This is a genomic window from Desulfofundulus sp., from assembly GCF_049701015.1.
In the GTDB taxonomy this organism is placed as follows: domain Bacteria; phylum Bacillota; class Desulfotomaculia; order Desulfotomaculales; family Desulfovirgulaceae; genus Desulfofundulus.
Genome location: NZ_JBNATZ010000043.1, coordinates 1 through 15,081, shown reverse-complemented (window position 1 = coordinate 15,081; position 15,081 = coordinate 1). Strand labels below are relative to the sequence as shown.

General features: G+C 56.2%; 15 protein-coding genes and 1 other annotated feature. Of the genes, 5 read left to right on the top strand and 10 right to left on the bottom strand.

The features are described 5' to 3' along the window. From ACPLUI_RS04555 to ACPLUI_RS04540, 4 genes are all read right to left on the bottom strand, one after another. Positions 1-688, bottom strand: a 688-nt coding sequence (locus ACPLUI_RS04555; protein WP_424659090.1) for a biotin synthase BioB, incomplete at its 3' end; no start/stop codon positions are given. 10 nt (positions 689-698) lie between these two features. Beyond that, on the bottom strand, positions 699-1,979 hold the full coding sequence (hydF, locus tag ACPLUI_RS04550) for a [FeFe] hydrogenase H-cluster maturation GTPase HydF (RefSeq protein WP_424659089.1): 1,281 nt from the start codon (positions 1,977-1,979) through the stop codon (positions 699-701). Continuing rightward, positions 1,976-3,415, bottom strand: a complete 1,440-nt coding sequence (locus ACPLUI_RS04545) for an aspartate ammonia-lyase (RefSeq protein WP_424659088.1) — start codon at positions 3,413-3,415, stop codon at positions 1,976-1,978. The genes hydF and ACPLUI_RS04545 overlap by 4 nt, the downstream gene beginning before the upstream one ends. A 217-nt stretch (positions 3,416-3,632) precedes the next feature. Next, entirely contained in the window at positions 3,633-3,884 is a 252-nt protein-coding gene (locus ACPLUI_RS04540) for a TM1266 family iron-only hydrogenase system putative regulator (RefSeq protein WP_424659087.1), read from the bottom strand. Between the two features lie 374 nt (positions 3,885-4,258). On the opposite strand from ACPLUI_RS04540, the gene ACPLUI_RS04535 reads away from it, so the two are divergent. Then, a complete protein-coding gene (locus ACPLUI_RS04535) occupies positions 4,259-4,531 on the top strand; it encodes a hypothetical protein (RefSeq protein ID WP_424659086.1) in 273 nt (90 codons plus the stop codon). Here ACPLUI_RS04535 and ACPLUI_RS04530 read toward each other — a convergent pair. After that, complete coding sequence (locus ACPLUI_RS04530) at positions 4,506-5,654, bottom strand: hypothetical protein (protein ID WP_424659085.1); 1,149 nt, start codon at positions 5,652-5,654, stop codon at positions 4,506-4,508. The two genes, ACPLUI_RS04535 and ACPLUI_RS04530, sit on opposite strands and share 26 nt — an antisense overlap. 163 nt (positions 5,655-5,817) lie before the next feature. Between ACPLUI_RS04530 and ACPLUI_RS04525 the strand changes: the two genes are divergently transcribed. The 3 genes from ACPLUI_RS04525 (at position 5,818) to ACPLUI_RS04515 (ending at position 7,093) form a co-directional block, all read left to right on the top strand. After that, positions 5,818-6,156 carry a phage holin family protein gene (locus ACPLUI_RS04525; protein WP_424659084.1) on the top strand — a complete coding sequence of 113 codons (339 nt, stop codon included), beginning with the start codon at positions 5,818-5,820 and terminating at the stop codon, positions 6,154-6,156. Positions 6,157-6,200: 44 nt separating this feature from the next. Further along, entirely contained in the window at positions 6,201-6,710 is a 510-nt protein-coding gene (locus ACPLUI_RS04520; protein ID WP_424659083.1) for a bifunctional nuclease family protein, read from the top strand. Between the two features lie 179 nt (positions 6,711-6,889). Then, positions 6,890-7,093 (top strand): hypothetical protein, encoded by a 204-nt coding sequence (locus tag ACPLUI_RS04515; RefSeq protein WP_424659082.1) that lies wholly within the window; start codon positions 6,890-6,892, stop codon positions 7,091-7,093. A gap of 13 nt (positions 7,094-7,106) precedes the next feature. Here ACPLUI_RS04515 and pheA read toward each other — a convergent pair whose 3' ends face one another. The 4 genes from pheA to ACPLUI_RS04495 all read right to left on the bottom strand — a co-directional run bounded on the left by pheA (position 7,107) and on the right by ACPLUI_RS04495 (position 12,462). After that, positions 7,107-8,387 carry a prephenate dehydratase gene (gene pheA / locus ACPLUI_RS04510; protein ID WP_424659081.1) on the bottom strand — a complete coding sequence of 427 codons (1,281 nt, stop codon included), beginning with the start codon at positions 8,385-8,387 and terminating at the stop codon, positions 7,107-7,109. Between the two features lie 24 nt (positions 8,388-8,411). Continuing rightward, the gene (gene aroF, locus ACPLUI_RS04505; RefSeq protein WP_424659080.1) at positions 8,412-9,425 is read right to left on the bottom strand and encodes a 3-deoxy-7-phosphoheptulonate synthase; all 1,014 of its coding nucleotides are present in this window, start codon (positions 9,423-9,425) and stop codon (positions 8,412-8,414) included. Positions 9,426-9,597: 172 nt separating this feature from the next. Next, positions 9,598-9,872: a binding site (T-box leader), on the bottom strand. A 143-nt stretch (positions 9,873-10,015) separates the two neighbouring features. Beyond that, entirely contained in the window at positions 10,016-11,242 is a 1,227-nt protein-coding gene (locus ACPLUI_RS04500) for a radical SAM protein (protein ID WP_424659079.1), read from the bottom strand. Between the two features lie 41 nt (positions 11,243-11,283). Next, positions 11,284-12,462: a CaiB/BaiF CoA transferase family protein gene (locus ACPLUI_RS04495; RefSeq protein WP_424659078.1), complete on the bottom strand. Its 1,179-nt coding sequence runs from the start codon at positions 12,460-12,462 to the stop codon at positions 11,284-11,286. 117 nt (positions 12,463-12,579) lie between these two features. Here ACPLUI_RS04495 and ACPLUI_RS04490 point away from each other — a divergent pair, with 117 nt between their 5' ends. Then, complete coding sequence (locus ACPLUI_RS04490; RefSeq protein ID WP_424659077.1) at positions 12,580-14,685, top strand: acetate--CoA ligase family protein; 2,106 nt, start codon at positions 12,580-12,582, stop codon at positions 14,683-14,685. 203 nt (positions 14,686-14,888) lie between these two features. Here the strand turns inward: ACPLUI_RS04490 and ACPLUI_RS04485 are convergent. After that, the coding region (locus ACPLUI_RS04485) for an ACT domain-containing protein (protein ID WP_424659076.1) at positions 14,889-15,081 on the bottom strand (193 nt) is incomplete at its 5' end.

Sequence of the window (15,081 nt, the reverse complement as noted above, 5' to 3'; positions counted from 1 at the left end):
CCGCCATTTCCACGTCCAGGTCCCGCATGAGAAGGATGTCGGCGGCCAGGGTTTCCAAACTCTGGCCAGGCAGGCCGACGATGTTTCCCGACCCCACCTGGTAGCCCAGTTCCCGCAACCACTTCAGGCGGAGCAGCCGGTCCTGTAAAGTGGTACCCGGCCGCAGACGGGCAAAAAGGGAGGCGTCGGCAGTTTCGTGCTTCAAGAGGTAGCGGTCGGCTCCAGCTTCCCGCCACAGGCGGTAATCCTCAAAGGAACGCTCGCCAACGGAAAGGGTTACCGCTCCCACCCCCACCTCTTCCTTCAAGCGCCTGATGATATCCGCCAGAACCGGGGCCGTGTAATGGGGATCTTCCCCCGATTGCAAGACAATGGTTGGAAGACCCAACCCGGCGGCCTTACGGGCGGCGGCCAGGATTTCCCCGGGGGTCAAGCGGTAACGCCGCAACTTCCGGTTGTCACGGCGCAGGCCGCAGTAAAGGCAGTTCTGGCGGCAGTAGTTCGAAAATTCAATGATACCCCGTAAGTGTACCTCATCTCCCAGGAATGCCGACCTCACCCCGTCGGCCGCCTGGCCAAGGGCGTCAACCTCTTCGCCCCTGGCCTCGAGCAGAACTACCACTTCATGGTGGTCAAGACCGTGGTTTCCTCCGACTTTTTCCAGTGCTGTCACAAATTCCTGCCGCATACAAGATCACCTATGTCCGCGATGCCTGCTGCAAAAGGGCCAGCTCGTCTTCAAATTCCACCCGTTCCTCATCAAGAACGGCTAAAGCCTGGGGGAAGGGGGACAATGCCCGCTTTAAAACACCGTGAATGTGAGCCATGAGCACGCCGTAGTTGACAATGGGCACCCCGGCTTCCCGGGCCTGCATGATCCGGTAGAGCATTTCCCTGCGGTTGAGCATACAGGCGCCGCAGTGCACGATCAGCCTGTAATCCCGGAGGTTTTCGGGCAGAGTACTCCCGCCGCTGGCCACGTCGAAGAGCAACTCCCCCCCCACCGCCTGCCGGAGCCAGCGGGGTATCTTCACCCGGCCGATATCATCCTGGACGGGGTGATGGGTACAGGCCTCGGCAATGAGGATTTTGTCCCCGGGTTTCAAACCCTTGACCGCTCTGGCCCCGGCCACCAGGGTGGTCAGGTCTCCCTTAAAGCGGGCAAACAGGATGGAGAAGGAAGTGAAAAGCACATCCGGCGGGGTGTCGGCCACGGCCTTCAGATAGGCCGAGGCATCGGTAACCACCAGCTTCGGCTTCACGGCCAGGCTGGCCAGGGCGTGCTTCAGCTCCCGCTCCTTGACCATTACTGCCACGGCGTCGTTTTCCAGCACGTCCCGGATCACCTGCTGCTGCGGGAGGATGAGCCTCCCCCTGGGAGCGGCCTTGTCGATGGGAATGACCAGTACGACCAGGTCCCCCGGTTCAATCAGGTCGCCCACAATGGTGGGAAGGGACCAGTCCCCGGGGGCGGCCTTTACGACGGCCATTTTCAGCTCATTGATGCCCTGGCGGGTCAAAGCGCTGACCGCCACAAAGGGCACATCCAGTTCCTGCTGCCACGGGCGGTCAACCGCATCGGGGTACAGGTCAATTTTATTGATTACTCCCAGCACCGGCACTTTTTGTGCCCGGGCCCGGCTCACCACGTCCCGTTCATACTCTCCGATTCCCCGCCCGGGGTCCACCACCAGCAGGGCTAGGTCGGTTTTGTTGAGCACCTCCAGCGTTTTCTGTACCCGCAGGGCACCCAGTTCCCCGGTATCGTCCAGCCCTGCCGTGTCGATAATCATCACCGGCCCCAGCGGGAGGAGCTCCATGGCCCTGGCCACGGGATCGGTGGTTGTACCGGGGATGCCGGAAACGATGGCCACTTCCTGGTTGGTTATGGAGTTAATCAGGCTGGATTTGCCTGCATTGCGCCGGCCGAAAAGGGCGATGTGCAGCCGCTGCCCCCGGGGGGTGGCATTCAAACTCATGGTTTATCACCTTCCCTTGTTAAAAAACGCTTTAAATGTCGCACGCCGGCCACACCCGGTGTGGTCAGCTCTTCAGGCCTCAGGATCGCTTCGATTTCCTTCCAGGTGAACAACCCCTCCTCTACCAGCAGTTCCGTTACCGGCCGCCCACTCCGGACTGCCTGCAAAACTACGGCCGTAGCCTTCTCGTAGCCCAGGTAAGGGACAAAAGCGGTGATCACTCCCTGACTGGCTTCCAGCAACTGCCGGCAACGGACCTCATCAGCTTGAATGCCCCGGACGCATTTTTCTGCCAGCAACCTGGCCGCCCCGGCCATCATTTCCATCGCATGGAGTAAATTGTGGGCAATCAGGGGAAGGAAGGCATTCAACTCCAGTTGCCCGGAAGCGGCCGCCATATTAATAGCAACATCGCTTGCCATGACCTGGTAGGCCACCTGGGTGACCATTTCAGGGATCACGGGGTTGACCTTGCCGGGCATGATCGATGAGCCGGCCTGCACCTGGGGCAGCCTGATTTCCCCCAACCCCGCCCGGGGGCCGGAAGATAACAGGCGCAAATCCCCGGCTATCTTGGCCAAGTTGACGGCGGCGGTCTTTACAAACCCGGAGACCTCCGCGAAAATATCGACATTTTGCGTGGCTTCCACGGTGTTTTCCGCCCGGGCCAGGCCAAAACCGGTCAACTCCCGCAGGATCTCCACCACCCGGAAGATGTAACGCCGGCTGGCGTTGAGTCCCGTCCCCACCGCCGTCCCACCCAGGTTAACCTGCCGCAATCGTTCCTCTGCCTTGTACAAACGCCACCAGTCCCGGGCTACCGCCTCGGCGTAGGCGCTGAATTCCTGGCCCAGAGTAATGGGCACCGCATCCTGCAACTGGGTGCGGCCGATCTTGAGTACGGAGGCAAACTCCTTCTCCTTAGCCTGCAGGGACCCCTGCAGAACGGCCATGGCCTGGCTCAACTGCCGCACCAGTTTGATGGCCGCCACCCGCAGGGCGGTAGGGTAAACGTCATTGGTGGACTGACCCAGGTTAACGTGATCCAGTGGATGGACCAGTGAATAATCTCCCTTTGTTCCCCCAAGGATTTCAATAGCCCGGTTGGCAATGACCTCGTTGACATTCATGTTGGTGGAAGTACCCGCCCCGCCCTGAAAGGCGTCGACGACAATTTGATCATGCCACAGCCCCCCGGCCAGTTCTTCCGCCGCCTGCACTATGGCCCCGGCAATACGGGGTTCCAGCAGACCAATCTCCATATTGGCCAGAGCCGCGGCCTTTTTGACCAGGGCCAGCGCCCAGATGAGTTCCCGGTGAACGGGAATCCCGGATACGGCGAAATTTTCTTTGGCCCTTAAAGTATGGATGCCGTAGCAGGCCTCCTGGGGAATTTGCCTTTCACCCAGCAAATCTTTTTCTACCCGGTAGGACACTTCAACCCAACACCCTTTTTGATATTGTCGCATAACTACCCGGTGCGGCGGTCGTCCCCCGTCGCTCCGTGCTACGGGCCGGACGAAACATCGGCTTGCTTCGGAGCTAACCTGGCAGCGCCGTGTTTCGTATCCGGCCCTCCGCAAGGTCGCTCCTTAAGGGACGACCGCCGCCGCTTCGTTTCTGATCTTGCGACAGTACATTTTTTAAAATGTGTTACCTGCGGGACACCAGGGCGCTTTTTACCTGCACACCCCTGATACCACCCAGTTTTCCCGTCATAGCCCCGATTTCGTCGGTAGTGCCGTCAACAATCAGGGCGATGACCGAAAGGTTCTTTTCGCGGTAAGGTATGCCCATGCGCCCCACAATAATCTCCGCATATTCCCCCAGGATGCTGTTGATTTTGCCCGCAGCATGCTGGCGGTCTTCGACCAGGATGCCGACCACCCCGATGCGCCTTTCCACACCTTCACCTCCCAGCGCTGTAGTTTAAACGTCGCTTCGATCCCTGCGCAAACGAGCACTCCCACGCCCTTTTTGCGGGTGATTGGAGCAAACAAAAAAGCCTGCCTTTCTCCCACGAAAAGCAGGCTGCTGCCCGGTTCTCCACTGCCCCCTTGAGTACAGGAAAGACCCTTTTCGCAGGGAAAGGCTGTTATGCCGTTTTTACACCCCTCCGGGTAAGCCATCAAAGCCCATCCGTCAGGGTTAGTAAAATTATACTCCCGGGAAAGCCATTTGACAACAATAATTTTTATCCCGCTTCCACAAACTGTTCAAGGAAATCTGGAACTATCTACTGTCACGGGTTTACAAAAGTATACATAGTGGAGGCCAGAATGGAAAACCTATTTTGGGGAGGTGGCAAGAAGATGGCATATCTCACCATTCATCTGGAACCGGTGATTAACGAACGGGCAATAGAACAGCTGCAGTCTACTTTAAACGACCTGGGAGAAGATGACGAGCTCGATATCGTTATGGAAGCTGCCGACGCCCACCAGGCCGACCGGGTTACGAAAATCCTGGCAACAGCCGGTTTTGACTACCAGCCCCGGGGCAGCCATGACGGCAGGCGCTATCATATCAGTGCCCGCCGTAAGGTGAAGTAGGCAAATTATTCAGTTCTTTCCACCTTTGCAGCTCTTGCAGGGTTTCCCGGGGACGGCCCTGCCAGAGGGCAAAGGAGAGCAAAACCAGAAGGGTACCACAGACCAGGGGAAAATACTGGATAGAGCCGCCCAGGAAACCGCGGCCGGCAGCCATAGCCGCACCGTAGAGACCAAGTCCGGGAATCACCACTCCGTAGTTGGCCATACCCAGTTCCATCATCGTGCCGGCCAGAGCCAGAAGGCCGGCCAGCCATTTAAGCCAGTACCATAAACCCAAAAGCGGCACCACGATTTCCCCGACCGCACCGAGGAGAACAAGATATCGCCCCAGGAAGGAAAACCGCACGAACAGGGCATACTTTTCCACCTTCAGGGCATAGAAATCACCCAGGAGAAAAAATACCTCCCGCCAGGCTTTTAACTTCTGCCACAGGTTTAAGGTCGGAGTGATCACCGGCAGGGAATCCAGGGGGTGTGTTCGCGCGGGGTAAAGGCAGCTTAAAAGCTCCGGGACCAGAGCCAGACCACAAGCAGCAACCGCCACCGGCCACTGCCTGGCTGGAAGTGACAACGGCAAGCAGACCACAGCCAGGTATGTTACAGCAAAGAGCAGGCTGTGCAGCAGGCGCCAGCAGGGCGCCCAGAGGGGCAACAGGCAAAGCCAGAGCATGGGTATGATCATCGCCACCAGTTCACCAGCGCCGGAACCCCGTACGAAAAAACCCGTGACGACGGCCCAGCACAAAGTAGTAACCCAGGCAACGGGTGAACGATAATAAGTAGCAAAGAAATGGACACCGGAAAAAAGGTGGTATGCTGCCAAAACGGCAATAACCAGTATCACAGCGGCTGTTGCGTGTAGAAACAAGGCCTGGCCGCTCACCCTGAAGATTACCGCCGCAGTAACCACCGCCCCCAGGCAGGAGCCCCCCAAAAAGTACGCTTGCCGTATACGCCCTGCCCGCCAGGCGGTATAGTACCCCAGGAGCATAAACAGCAGTGGGTGGTATAAACTATGACCGGTCAATACCGACGGGACGGCTATGACTGCTCCCTCCAGAAGAGTTATGGCAGGCAACCCGCCCCCACCGGACCGATGGAAAACTTTTGTGCGGGTAGACAAAACATTCACCTCCACCTATCATATGCTATTCCACAGGTGGGTCTCAATTCCTGCTCCGGCAACCGGTACCCATTCCTCCCGGCGTTACTTTTGTATATGCCGGAAGGAGCCGGGGCAAAAACGGCGAAAAGAATAAAACAGGTAACTTTGACGGGGGATTTTTATGCGCTGGCTCCTGAAAATCTGTCTAAACGGGCTGGCTTTAATGCTGGTCGATTTAATCGTACCGGGATTTCGTATCGAGGGCATCGGCCCGGCGGTACTCGCAGCCTTTGTACTGGGCCTGGTAAATACTTTTGTACGCCCCGTGCTTTTATTCTTTACCATGCCGCTAACGGTCATTACCCTGGGCCTGTTTATATTTGTCATCAACGCTGTAACCTTCACCATAACCTCCTGGCTGGTCCCCGGCTTTCATATTTACACCTTTGGCGGGGCCTTCTGGGGAGCTCTCCTGACCAGTGTGGCCGGATGGTTGATCAATCTTCTATTTGAAAGGTGACAATTTAATGATAAAATAGCAATAAGTCCCCGAGCAGGTTACGGGTGGCAGACCCGGGCAATTATACGGAGGTGGGAGCGGTGATCCGTGTGCATGTTAAGGGAATTGCTTACGATATGACGGGCAATCCCATTATCCTGCTGACCGACCAGGAGGAAGAAAGGGTGCTACCCATCTGGGTAGGATTGCTGGAAGCTCACTCCATTGCCGTAGCCCTGGGGCAGGTAACCGTACCCCGTCCCCTGACCCACGACCTTTTTAAATCGGCTTGTGAGGCCATGGGTGCCCGCATTTCACAGGTGGTTATCACCGACTTGAAGGATAGCACTTTTTATGCAGAAGTACACCTGGCACTACCCGAACATGGTCTGGTGCTGGACGCCCGCCCCAGTGACGCCGTAGCCCTGGCTTTACGGGCATCAGCACCGGTATATGTTACTGACAAACTTACGGAGCATATGCTTTTAATAAAAGATCTGTTCGACGAGGAGACGCGTGCAGAATTGGAAAAAATGTTTGATGTTGCGAGGGAATACAAAAAATCTCTTCATTAAGAGTAACTTCATTAAGATAGTTGATAAGCTAAAAAACCCTTCTTACCACCGGAGAAGGGTTTTTTACATTTTTTTATCCTGGCTGTACAAGGTTAGTGGTTTGCGAACGGGGCAAAATATCACTAAAAATAAACACTAACAATAAAAACAAACAGGATGGAAGAAACAGGAGGTGGCCCATGACCAGACCTTATATGCCCGGGGACAATGGTTATAAAAGACCCGAAACCATTGCAGACCTCCACCGTCCGCCGGGGTCTCCTCAACCAAGGGAGATTAAATCCCAAAAAGCACAGCTGGAAAGCGTCCACCGCCACGGAACAAACAAGGCGGTAAAATGGAAGATCTCCTATAAGACAGGGCGGAAACCAGAACCCAGGTAATGCCAGCCTTCCTTCACTCTTTCAAGCGGCCGGGGGCAACCCGGCCTTTAACAGTGGCACCAGCCCGACGTCCCCGTCTCTGCTCTCTTTGCAGGCGTACGGCATACCGGATGAGCAAGCGATATACCTTTTCCACCATCGCCGGCTCGACACCTTTCATCCGGGCCAGGCACCGGACCCTGGCCAGCACCCGGGACTCACGGTGGGGATCACGCACCGGACTGCAGATACCCTTCTTCACTCTCCCGATCCGGGCTACCAGGGTGCTGCGCATGGCCAGCAACTCCACTATTTGTTCATCCACCTTATCGACGGCTGCCCGCAGCTCTTCAATTTCCTCCCCTTGCACCCGGGATAGGGGCCCGGCCAGCTCAGTGAACTCCACCGCTGAACTACCGGGTACGTTGCCGGCAGGCCGTTTAACTTTATCGACCGGGACAGGAGAATGCTCAAGTTGGCTTGAGTCCGCAGGATAGGAGCCCAGCACTCTTAAATCCGCCCGGGAAGCAACTGCTTTTAAAGCATCCTGTACCTGTTCATCAAAGCGGTGACCTTGCAGGTCGATGAAAAAAAGGTATTCCCCCAGCCGGCGCCTGGAAGGACGGGATTCGATACGCGTCAGGTTTATGCCCCTGGCGGCAAACTCCCCCAGTACTTCATGCAGGGCACCCGGACGGTGAGCCACGGAAACAATTATGGTTGTTTTACAGTCTGTCGCCCACCCGCCGTCCTCATGACCCACCACGATAAACCGGGTGGCGTTGCCGGAGCAGTCATTTATTTTTTCGATCAGTACCTCCAACCCGTACTCCCGGGCAGCAGTTACAGGGCCAACAGCTGCCCAGGGAGCACCGGTGGAAGCCACCAGGTGCACGGCAGCGGCCGTGCTGGCGGTTTCCACCACCTGAGCTCCGGGCAGGTGTGCGGAAATGAACTCCCGGCACTGGGCAAGGGCATGGGGATGGGAAAGCACTTTTTCAACCTTCTGCAGCGGTACTCCCGGTGGAACCATAAGGCAGTGAACCACCGGCAGGATGATCTCCCCCTTGATGCGCAGATCCGTAAAGGTATGGGCAAGCAGATCCTGAGTCTGGTTAACCGCCCCTTCACTGGAGTTCTCCAGCGGTACTACCGCTTCGGTCACTTCCCCCCTTACCACCGCCGCAAGAACTTCGTAGATGGACGGCAGGGCTACCATTTGCGCATTCACTACCGCCTGCCGGGCCAGGTATTGCCTGACCGCCAGTTCCGAAAAAGTACCGCATGGTCCAAGATACCCGATCTTTCTAACCATAGCTATGCTCCCGCTCCTCTCCGTTCAAGCCGCCCGCCCCACGGCAGCAGCCACCGCCCGCAATTCCTCCATCAGGGAAGCGAACTGGGCCGGAGTGAGGGACTGGGGACCGTCACAAAGGGCCCTGGTGGGTTCGGGGTGTACCTCAATCAACAGACCATCGGCACCGGCAGCCACCGCCGCCCTGGCCATAGGCCCCACCAGCCGGCGGTCCCCCGTAGCATGGCTGGGATCCACAATCACAGGCAGGTGGCTTAACGATTTCACAAGCGGCACGGCACTCAAGTCCAGGGTATTACGGGTGGACTGCTCAAAGGTGCGGATACCTCGCTCGCACAGGATTACCTGACCGTTGCCTTCACACATGATGTATTCGGCAGCCATCAACCATTCCTCCACCGTAGCCGAAAGACCGCGTTTCAGCAGTACCGGCTTCCCTGAGCGGCCAACCATTTGCAGGAGGCGGAAATTTTGCATATTTCTCGCCCCTACCTGGAGCATATCTACATACTGGACGGCCAGTTGCAAACTGTACTCATCCACCACTTCGGTAACCGTAGCCAGGCCGGTCTGGCGGGCCACTTCCGCCAGCAGTTTCAGGCCCTCTTCCTCCAGTCCCCGGAAGCTGTAGGGAGAAGTACGTGGTTTGAAAGCCCCGCCCCGCAGAATAGCCGCACCCGCCTGCTTCACCGTACGGGCTGCCTCGAACAACTGCTCCCGGCTTTCCACGGCACAGGGTCCGGCCATAACCACCAGCTGGCTGCCACCAACAGAGACCCGACCCACCCGGACAACGGTGTCCTCCTCCCTGGCCTCCCGGCTGACCAGCTTGTAAGGCTTCATAATGGGGACTATCTTCTCCACTCCGGGCATGGTTTCCAGTCCCAGGGAATCAAGCACGCCCCGGTCGCCCACCGCGCCAATTACAATCCGTTTGACCCCGTAAATTGGGTGGGCGGAGAAACCGGACTCCTCCAAACGCATGATTACCGCCTCGACCTGCTCGACGGAAGCCCGCCTGTCCATTACCACTACCATTATTAATCCCTCCCGGTGATTTTTAAAAATAAAAATCCGCAGCTTCGTCTCAGGGGACGAAAGCTGCGGACTTCCGCGGTACCACCCCAATTGGCCGGAACAACCCGGCCCCCTCGACAGGGTACGGGAAAGACATCCCCGCAGTAACGGGAAAATAAAAGCTTCTCGTACCTTTAGGGACGAGAAGCCAGTGCTTTCCGCGTTACCACCCTACTTGACCGTAAAAACGGCCCACCTCAACACAGGGTACGGGAATGTGTCTTTCCGATACCCCCTTCCCTGTAACGTGGGAAGACTACGGCACAGCCTACTTGCCTTCGAAAAAGGTTTCAGCCTGCATCTCCGGGGAGAACTTCAACCGGTCATGCTCTGGAGGCGCTTCCAGTCGCCGACGCCTCCTCCCTGGAGAGCTGTATCCGGCCTACTTTTCCCCTTCATTGATTTTGGGATATAATTTAAGCTTTATTATAAAAGAAAATCTCCAGCAGCGCAAGGGGCCCGGCTGTCCTTTTTGTCATTGTACTTGCCTGCCGTTTTTGACGTAAACTGTACCACGAGCGCTTACTAAAGTTTTAGATGGTTGTTTTCTTCTAAATAAAAGCCGGCTTGATGGCATCCAGAACTTTCTGCACCCTGGAGGGCGCGTCCGGATGTCCCCGGTTGACCGCATCCCATGCCAGCTCCACATCCAAAGCCAGGTCCCGGTCCAAACGGCCGGCGATGAACAGGTAAGAGGACAATCGACGTTCCAGCTGGATCTTGAGCCTTTCGTGGAGAGGCTTTTGCAGGTAATCTTCAATAGTTTTTAAAATGGCAGGTTTATCGCCGGGCAACTGTCCTTCTATTTCCCATAAGAGGTTGCACATCTGGTCGCTGACCAGGTAGGCATGACAGTCCAGGTGTTCCACAAACAGGGCGATTTCCTCCACCACTTCATCTTCTGTAAGCAGTTCAAATTCCCCGGACCCTATTCTCTCGTACAGGGGGGTACCCTGGCGTGGAACGAGGGTTCTCAGGCGGATGAAATCCGGATCAATTTCATTTAAAACCCGTGCGGATTCGAGGGCATGTTTTCTCGACCATTTCTTTCCACCCAGGCCGGGCATGTAATATTCGCTCAACTCGATGCCGGCTCCCCTGGTTTTTTGCCCGGCCAAAACATGCTCGGCCGCCGTGGCTCCTTTTTTAATAAAAGCCAGCACTTCATCACAGCCTGATTCAAGCCCGATATGCAACCGGGTAAGACCGGCCTCGCGCAACCTTTTCAAATCTTCCGGGGACTTTCTGGCAATGGTTTTCGATCTGGCATAGGAGGTTATGCGCTCAATGGTGGGGAAAGATTCCTTCAAGTAACACAGGATCTCCACCAGGTCGGCAGTCCTGATTTGCGGTGCATTGGCGTCCTGGAGAAAGACGGTTCTTGCCCCGGAGGAAAGCCACTGGACAACATTGAACAGGCTCTCCAACCTCCGCTCCACAATTTCGGAATTGTTGTAAGCCCTGCTGTAGAGTGCGGGGTTCTCGTTGATGAAGGCGCCGACCGCCTCCTGCCCGATGACGCCCCGGAAACCGAACCGCCAGGAAACAGCTTTGATTTCCCCGGCCAGAGCTTTAACCGTATCAATGTCGGCTTTAATCTCTTCCACGCCCCGCAGGCTGTAGGTTTTGTTCTTGTATGTACGGCAGAACTCGCAGCGGTTCCAGGGACAGTTTCTGGTGACACGAACGAGCAGCGAGCGGTCTTTCCCCTCGCTGGGAGGTCTTATGGGTCCCATTTCGTGATACCCTTTACCGTGCTGCAGGATTGCAGATAACATGGTCTCCACCGCCTTCAGCCCAAAAACTTCTATCCAAATCCTTAACCGACGACCCCTGCGGATTTCAAAGCTTCAATGTCGTCTTCCCGGTAGCCCAGGCGGCGCAGGACTTCGGCTGTATGCTCTCCCGCTCCCGGGGCGGGAAAATCGGCTTCTGCCTCCACGCCACGAAACTTGAAGGGCTGGGCAACCGTGGTTATACTCCCTTCCCCGGTCGGAAGCTCCACAAACAAGTTCCTGGCCTTAATCTGGGGATGCTCCGGCACCTCGCTGACATCCAGGACCGGTTCGATGCAGGTATCCACGGAACCAAAGAGTTCCATAATTTCCGAAAGCGTTTTACTGCTGAAGAACTCCTGAACCGCGTGCCGTGCTTCTTCGTCCTCCCTGTACTGCAGGGACAACAGGTCCGGCCTGCCTGCAACATGACAAAAATTCTCCCAGAACCTGGCTTCAAGATTGCCCACACTGATATATCGACCGTCCCCGGTAGCGTACACATTGTAGCATACCCGCCCACCGTTGAGCTCCTCCGTACCACGGTGTGGTTCACCTGCTCCCGCCAGGTACCGCGTCAGGTAAAGCGTCATCCACGATACCACCGTATCGGTTAGAGCCACATCCACGTAAGCGCCACGGCCCGTCATAATGCTCTTTACGCAGGCCGCCAGGATACCGACCGCCGCCATCAACCCGCCGCTCAGGTCGGCCACCTGAACGCCGGGCAAAACGGGGGGACCTGCCCGGTGTCCGGTCAAGCCCAGGGCACCGGCAATAGCCATATAGTTGATGTCATGGCCCGGACGCCGGCTGTAAGGGCCGTCCTGACCGTAACCGCTCAAGGAACAGAAAACCAGCCGCGGATTTTCAGCAGACAAAACATCGTAACCCAACCCCAGACGTTCCATTACTCCAGGCCTGAAGCTCTCAATCAGGACATCATATTCCCGCACCAAACGCAGAAATATCTCCCGCCCCCGGGGAACTTTAAGGTTCAAGCGCATGGACTTCTTATTACGATTCACGGCGTGAAACCATACACTTTCGCTCCTCAAACGGGGCCCCATTTCGCGCATGTAGTCCCCCATGGCCGGATCCTCAATCTTGAGCACCTCGGCACCCAGATCCGCCAGGATCATCGTGGCATAGGGACCCGGGAGCAACCTTGTCAAATCCAGAACTTTTACCTTTTCCAGAACCCTGTACACCAGACCGTACACCCCCGCCTTCTTTAAAGTAATTGCTTGACAAAAATTATACCAGAAGCAACACTGTTGTGGTAATATTTAGATTAGTTGAAACAGCCGCAGCCACGACAAGGAGGAATCTTGTAAATCATGGAAAGCCTTATTCCCTTTTTCAACCCCCGGTCCATAGCTCTTATCGGCGTCTCAACCAGAACGGGCCTGCAGGCCTTTAACATACTGGACCAGGTTCTGGCCGGCGGCTACCAGGGTCGCATTTATCCCGTAAACCCCAGGGGAGGGACCATATCAGGCCTGCAGGTTTACCGGTCGGTCGGTGAAATCCCCGAAACACCCGACCTGGCCGTAATCTCCACCCCCCGCACGGCAGTACCGGACGTGGTCAGGGAATGCGCGGCCAGGGGTATTAAAGCCATAATCATCATTACCCAGGGTTTTGCCGATGCCGATGAATGGGGGAGACAAAAGCAGCAGGAATTGCTGGAGATTATACGGGATACCGGGACCCGCATTGTGGGACCGAACACCATCGGTGTTATAAACCTTTATGAGAACCTGAATACTTCTTTCATTGGCTTCCTGCGGCAGAAGGCCGATACTGCTGTGATCTGCCAGTCAGGTATCTTTTTGCTGGGTGCGCCCGACTTCACAGCGGGCATCGGTCTGGGAGTTGATATCGGCAACGCAGCCGATGTTGGTTTTACCGAATGCCTGGCCTACCTGGGACAAGAACCCCGCGTGAAGGTTATCAACCTGCACATGGAAGGCATCAAAGACGGCCTCCAGTTCACCGAAGTTGCACGCCGGGTGACCAGGGTAAAACCGGTACTCTGTTTGAAAACCGGTTACAGCGAGGCGGGTGCCCGGGCTGCAAGTTCTCATAGCGGGTCTCTGGCCGGTGAGGATCATGTTTTTAGCGCCGCCTTTAAAAAATGCGGCCTTATGAGAGTACGCGATGTGGAGGAGATGTATTACTTAAATAAAACCTTCCTCACATATTCGTCCATGCCGGGCCGGCGTATAGCCATGGTGACCATCAGTGGAGGGGCGGGCATCATGGCTGTGGACGCCTGCAGTTCCCACGGACTGGAACTGGCTGAGTTCAGCGAAAAAACCAGGCAAAAACTGGCCGCCCTTTTCCCCACCTGGATGGAAGTAAATAACCCGGCGGATATCTGGCCGGCAGGGATGGCAAGGGGATACCTGGATGTCCTGGAAGCGAGCCTGGATGCGATACTGGACGACCCGGGTGTGGATGCGGTTCTGGTAAACAGCCCGGCTTACCTGGAGCCCGGAGAAGACCCGCGCATGGATATTTCCTCCACCATTAACAAGATGGCTTCCAGGTACCCGGAGAAACCTGTTGCCCTGTGGATCTTTGGCGCTTACCGCCCGGAACTGGCAGCCAGATTGGAAAAAGAAAACCGGGTAGTGGTTTACCCTTCCCCGGAACGGGCCATGTCTTCTCTGGCGGCTTTATACCGTTACCTGCATGAAATTAAAAACCGTGACCCTCTTCACCCCCCGTTTTTCAGCGATTTCCAGGAGGAGCGCATCGAGGCGATCCTGGAAAGGGCTGCCAGAGAAGGACTCAAAAATCTGAACGAAACCGCCCTGGAAATTCTAGCGGCCTGTGGGATCCCGGTACTCCCTTCCGCAGTAGCTCAGAACGTTGAAGAGGCCGTAAAAATAGCGGAATCTATGGGTTACCCCGTGGTCATGAAAATTGTAAGCCCGCAGATCTCCCACAAATCGGACGTGGGAGGAGTGAGGATTAATTTGAACGGTGTCCGGGCGGTAAAAGAAGCCTGGGATGAAATAATGGAATCAGTTTCTGCCCGGTTACCCTCCGCCACCATCAAAGGAGTACTCATCCAGCCCTACAGGCCCGCCGGGGTGGAAGTACTCCTGGGCTGCAAGCGCGATCCCTCCTTCGGACCGGTTCTGGTCTTTGGCCTGGGGGGAATTTATACCGAGCTTTTCCGGGACGTTTCCTTTGCTCTCGCGCCATTGAACCGGGAAGAAGCCCTGGATATGATCAGAGAAACCAGAGTCTTCCGCTTACTCCAGGGGTACCGGGGCCGACCCCCGGCAGATACCGGAACCCTGGTCGAATGCCTCCTGCGCCTCAGCCAGCTGGTTACCCTGCGGAGTGAAATTATGGAAATAGACATCAACCCCCTTTTAGCCGGCCCGCAGGGAGCCGTGGCCGTAGACGCACGCATAGCCCTTGAGTGAAATCCCCGCCCACATCAACCTCAAAGTCGGGGAAAAGACCGGGCTTGATTATGTAAAACCGGAAACATCCCTGAAATAAACGAAAACCTTCCCTACCAGGAAGGTTTTTCGTTTCAGAGGACCAGGCAAACAGAGTCCCGATATGATTGAGAACCACGCTCTATCAAGCCAGAGGCTCTAAAACATAACACCAGAAGCTTCAGTCAGGCGCTGATCACACACCTGTCTTCGCCGGAAAGGATAAACTTGCGGTGCAGCGCACGAACGGCCCTGGTAACCTCGTGTGCTTTAATAATGCAGGAGATTTTAATCTCCGAGGTGGCAATCATCTCCAGGTTGATGTTTTCCCGGGCAAGCGCTTCAAACATCAGGGCGGCCACTCCCGGGTTGGTTGCA

Coding starts and splice junctions, on each gene's coding strand:
- ACPLUI_RS04535 (WP_424659086.1), top strand. CDS start 4,259: ATGGAAAACCTATTTTGGGGAGGTGGCAAGAAGATGGCATATCTCACC.
- hydF (WP_424659089.1), bottom strand. CDS start 1,979: ATGAGTTTGAATGCCACCCCCCGGGGGCAGCGGCTGCACATCGCCCTT.
- ACPLUI_RS04500 (WP_424659079.1), bottom strand. CDS start 11,242: ATGTTATCTGCAATCCTGCAGCACGGTAAAGGGTATCACGAAATGGGA.
- ACPLUI_RS04515 (WP_424659082.1), top strand. CDS start 6,890: ATGACCAGACCTTATATGCCCGGGGACAATGGTTATAAAAGACCCGAA.
- ACPLUI_RS04490 (WP_424659077.1), top strand. CDS start 12,580: ATGGAAAGCCTTATTCCCTTTTTCAACCCCCGGTCCATAGCTCTTATC.
- aroF (WP_424659080.1), bottom strand. CDS start 9,425: ATGGTAGTGGTAATGGACAGGCGGGCTTCCGTCGAGCAGGTCGAGGCG.
- ACPLUI_RS04525 (WP_424659084.1), top strand. CDS start 5,818: ATGCGCTGGCTCCTGAAAATCTGTCTAAACGGGCTGGCTTTAATGCTG.
- pheA (WP_424659081.1), bottom strand. CDS start 8,387: ATGGTTAGAAAGATCGGGTATCTTGGACCATGCGGTACTTTTTCGGAA.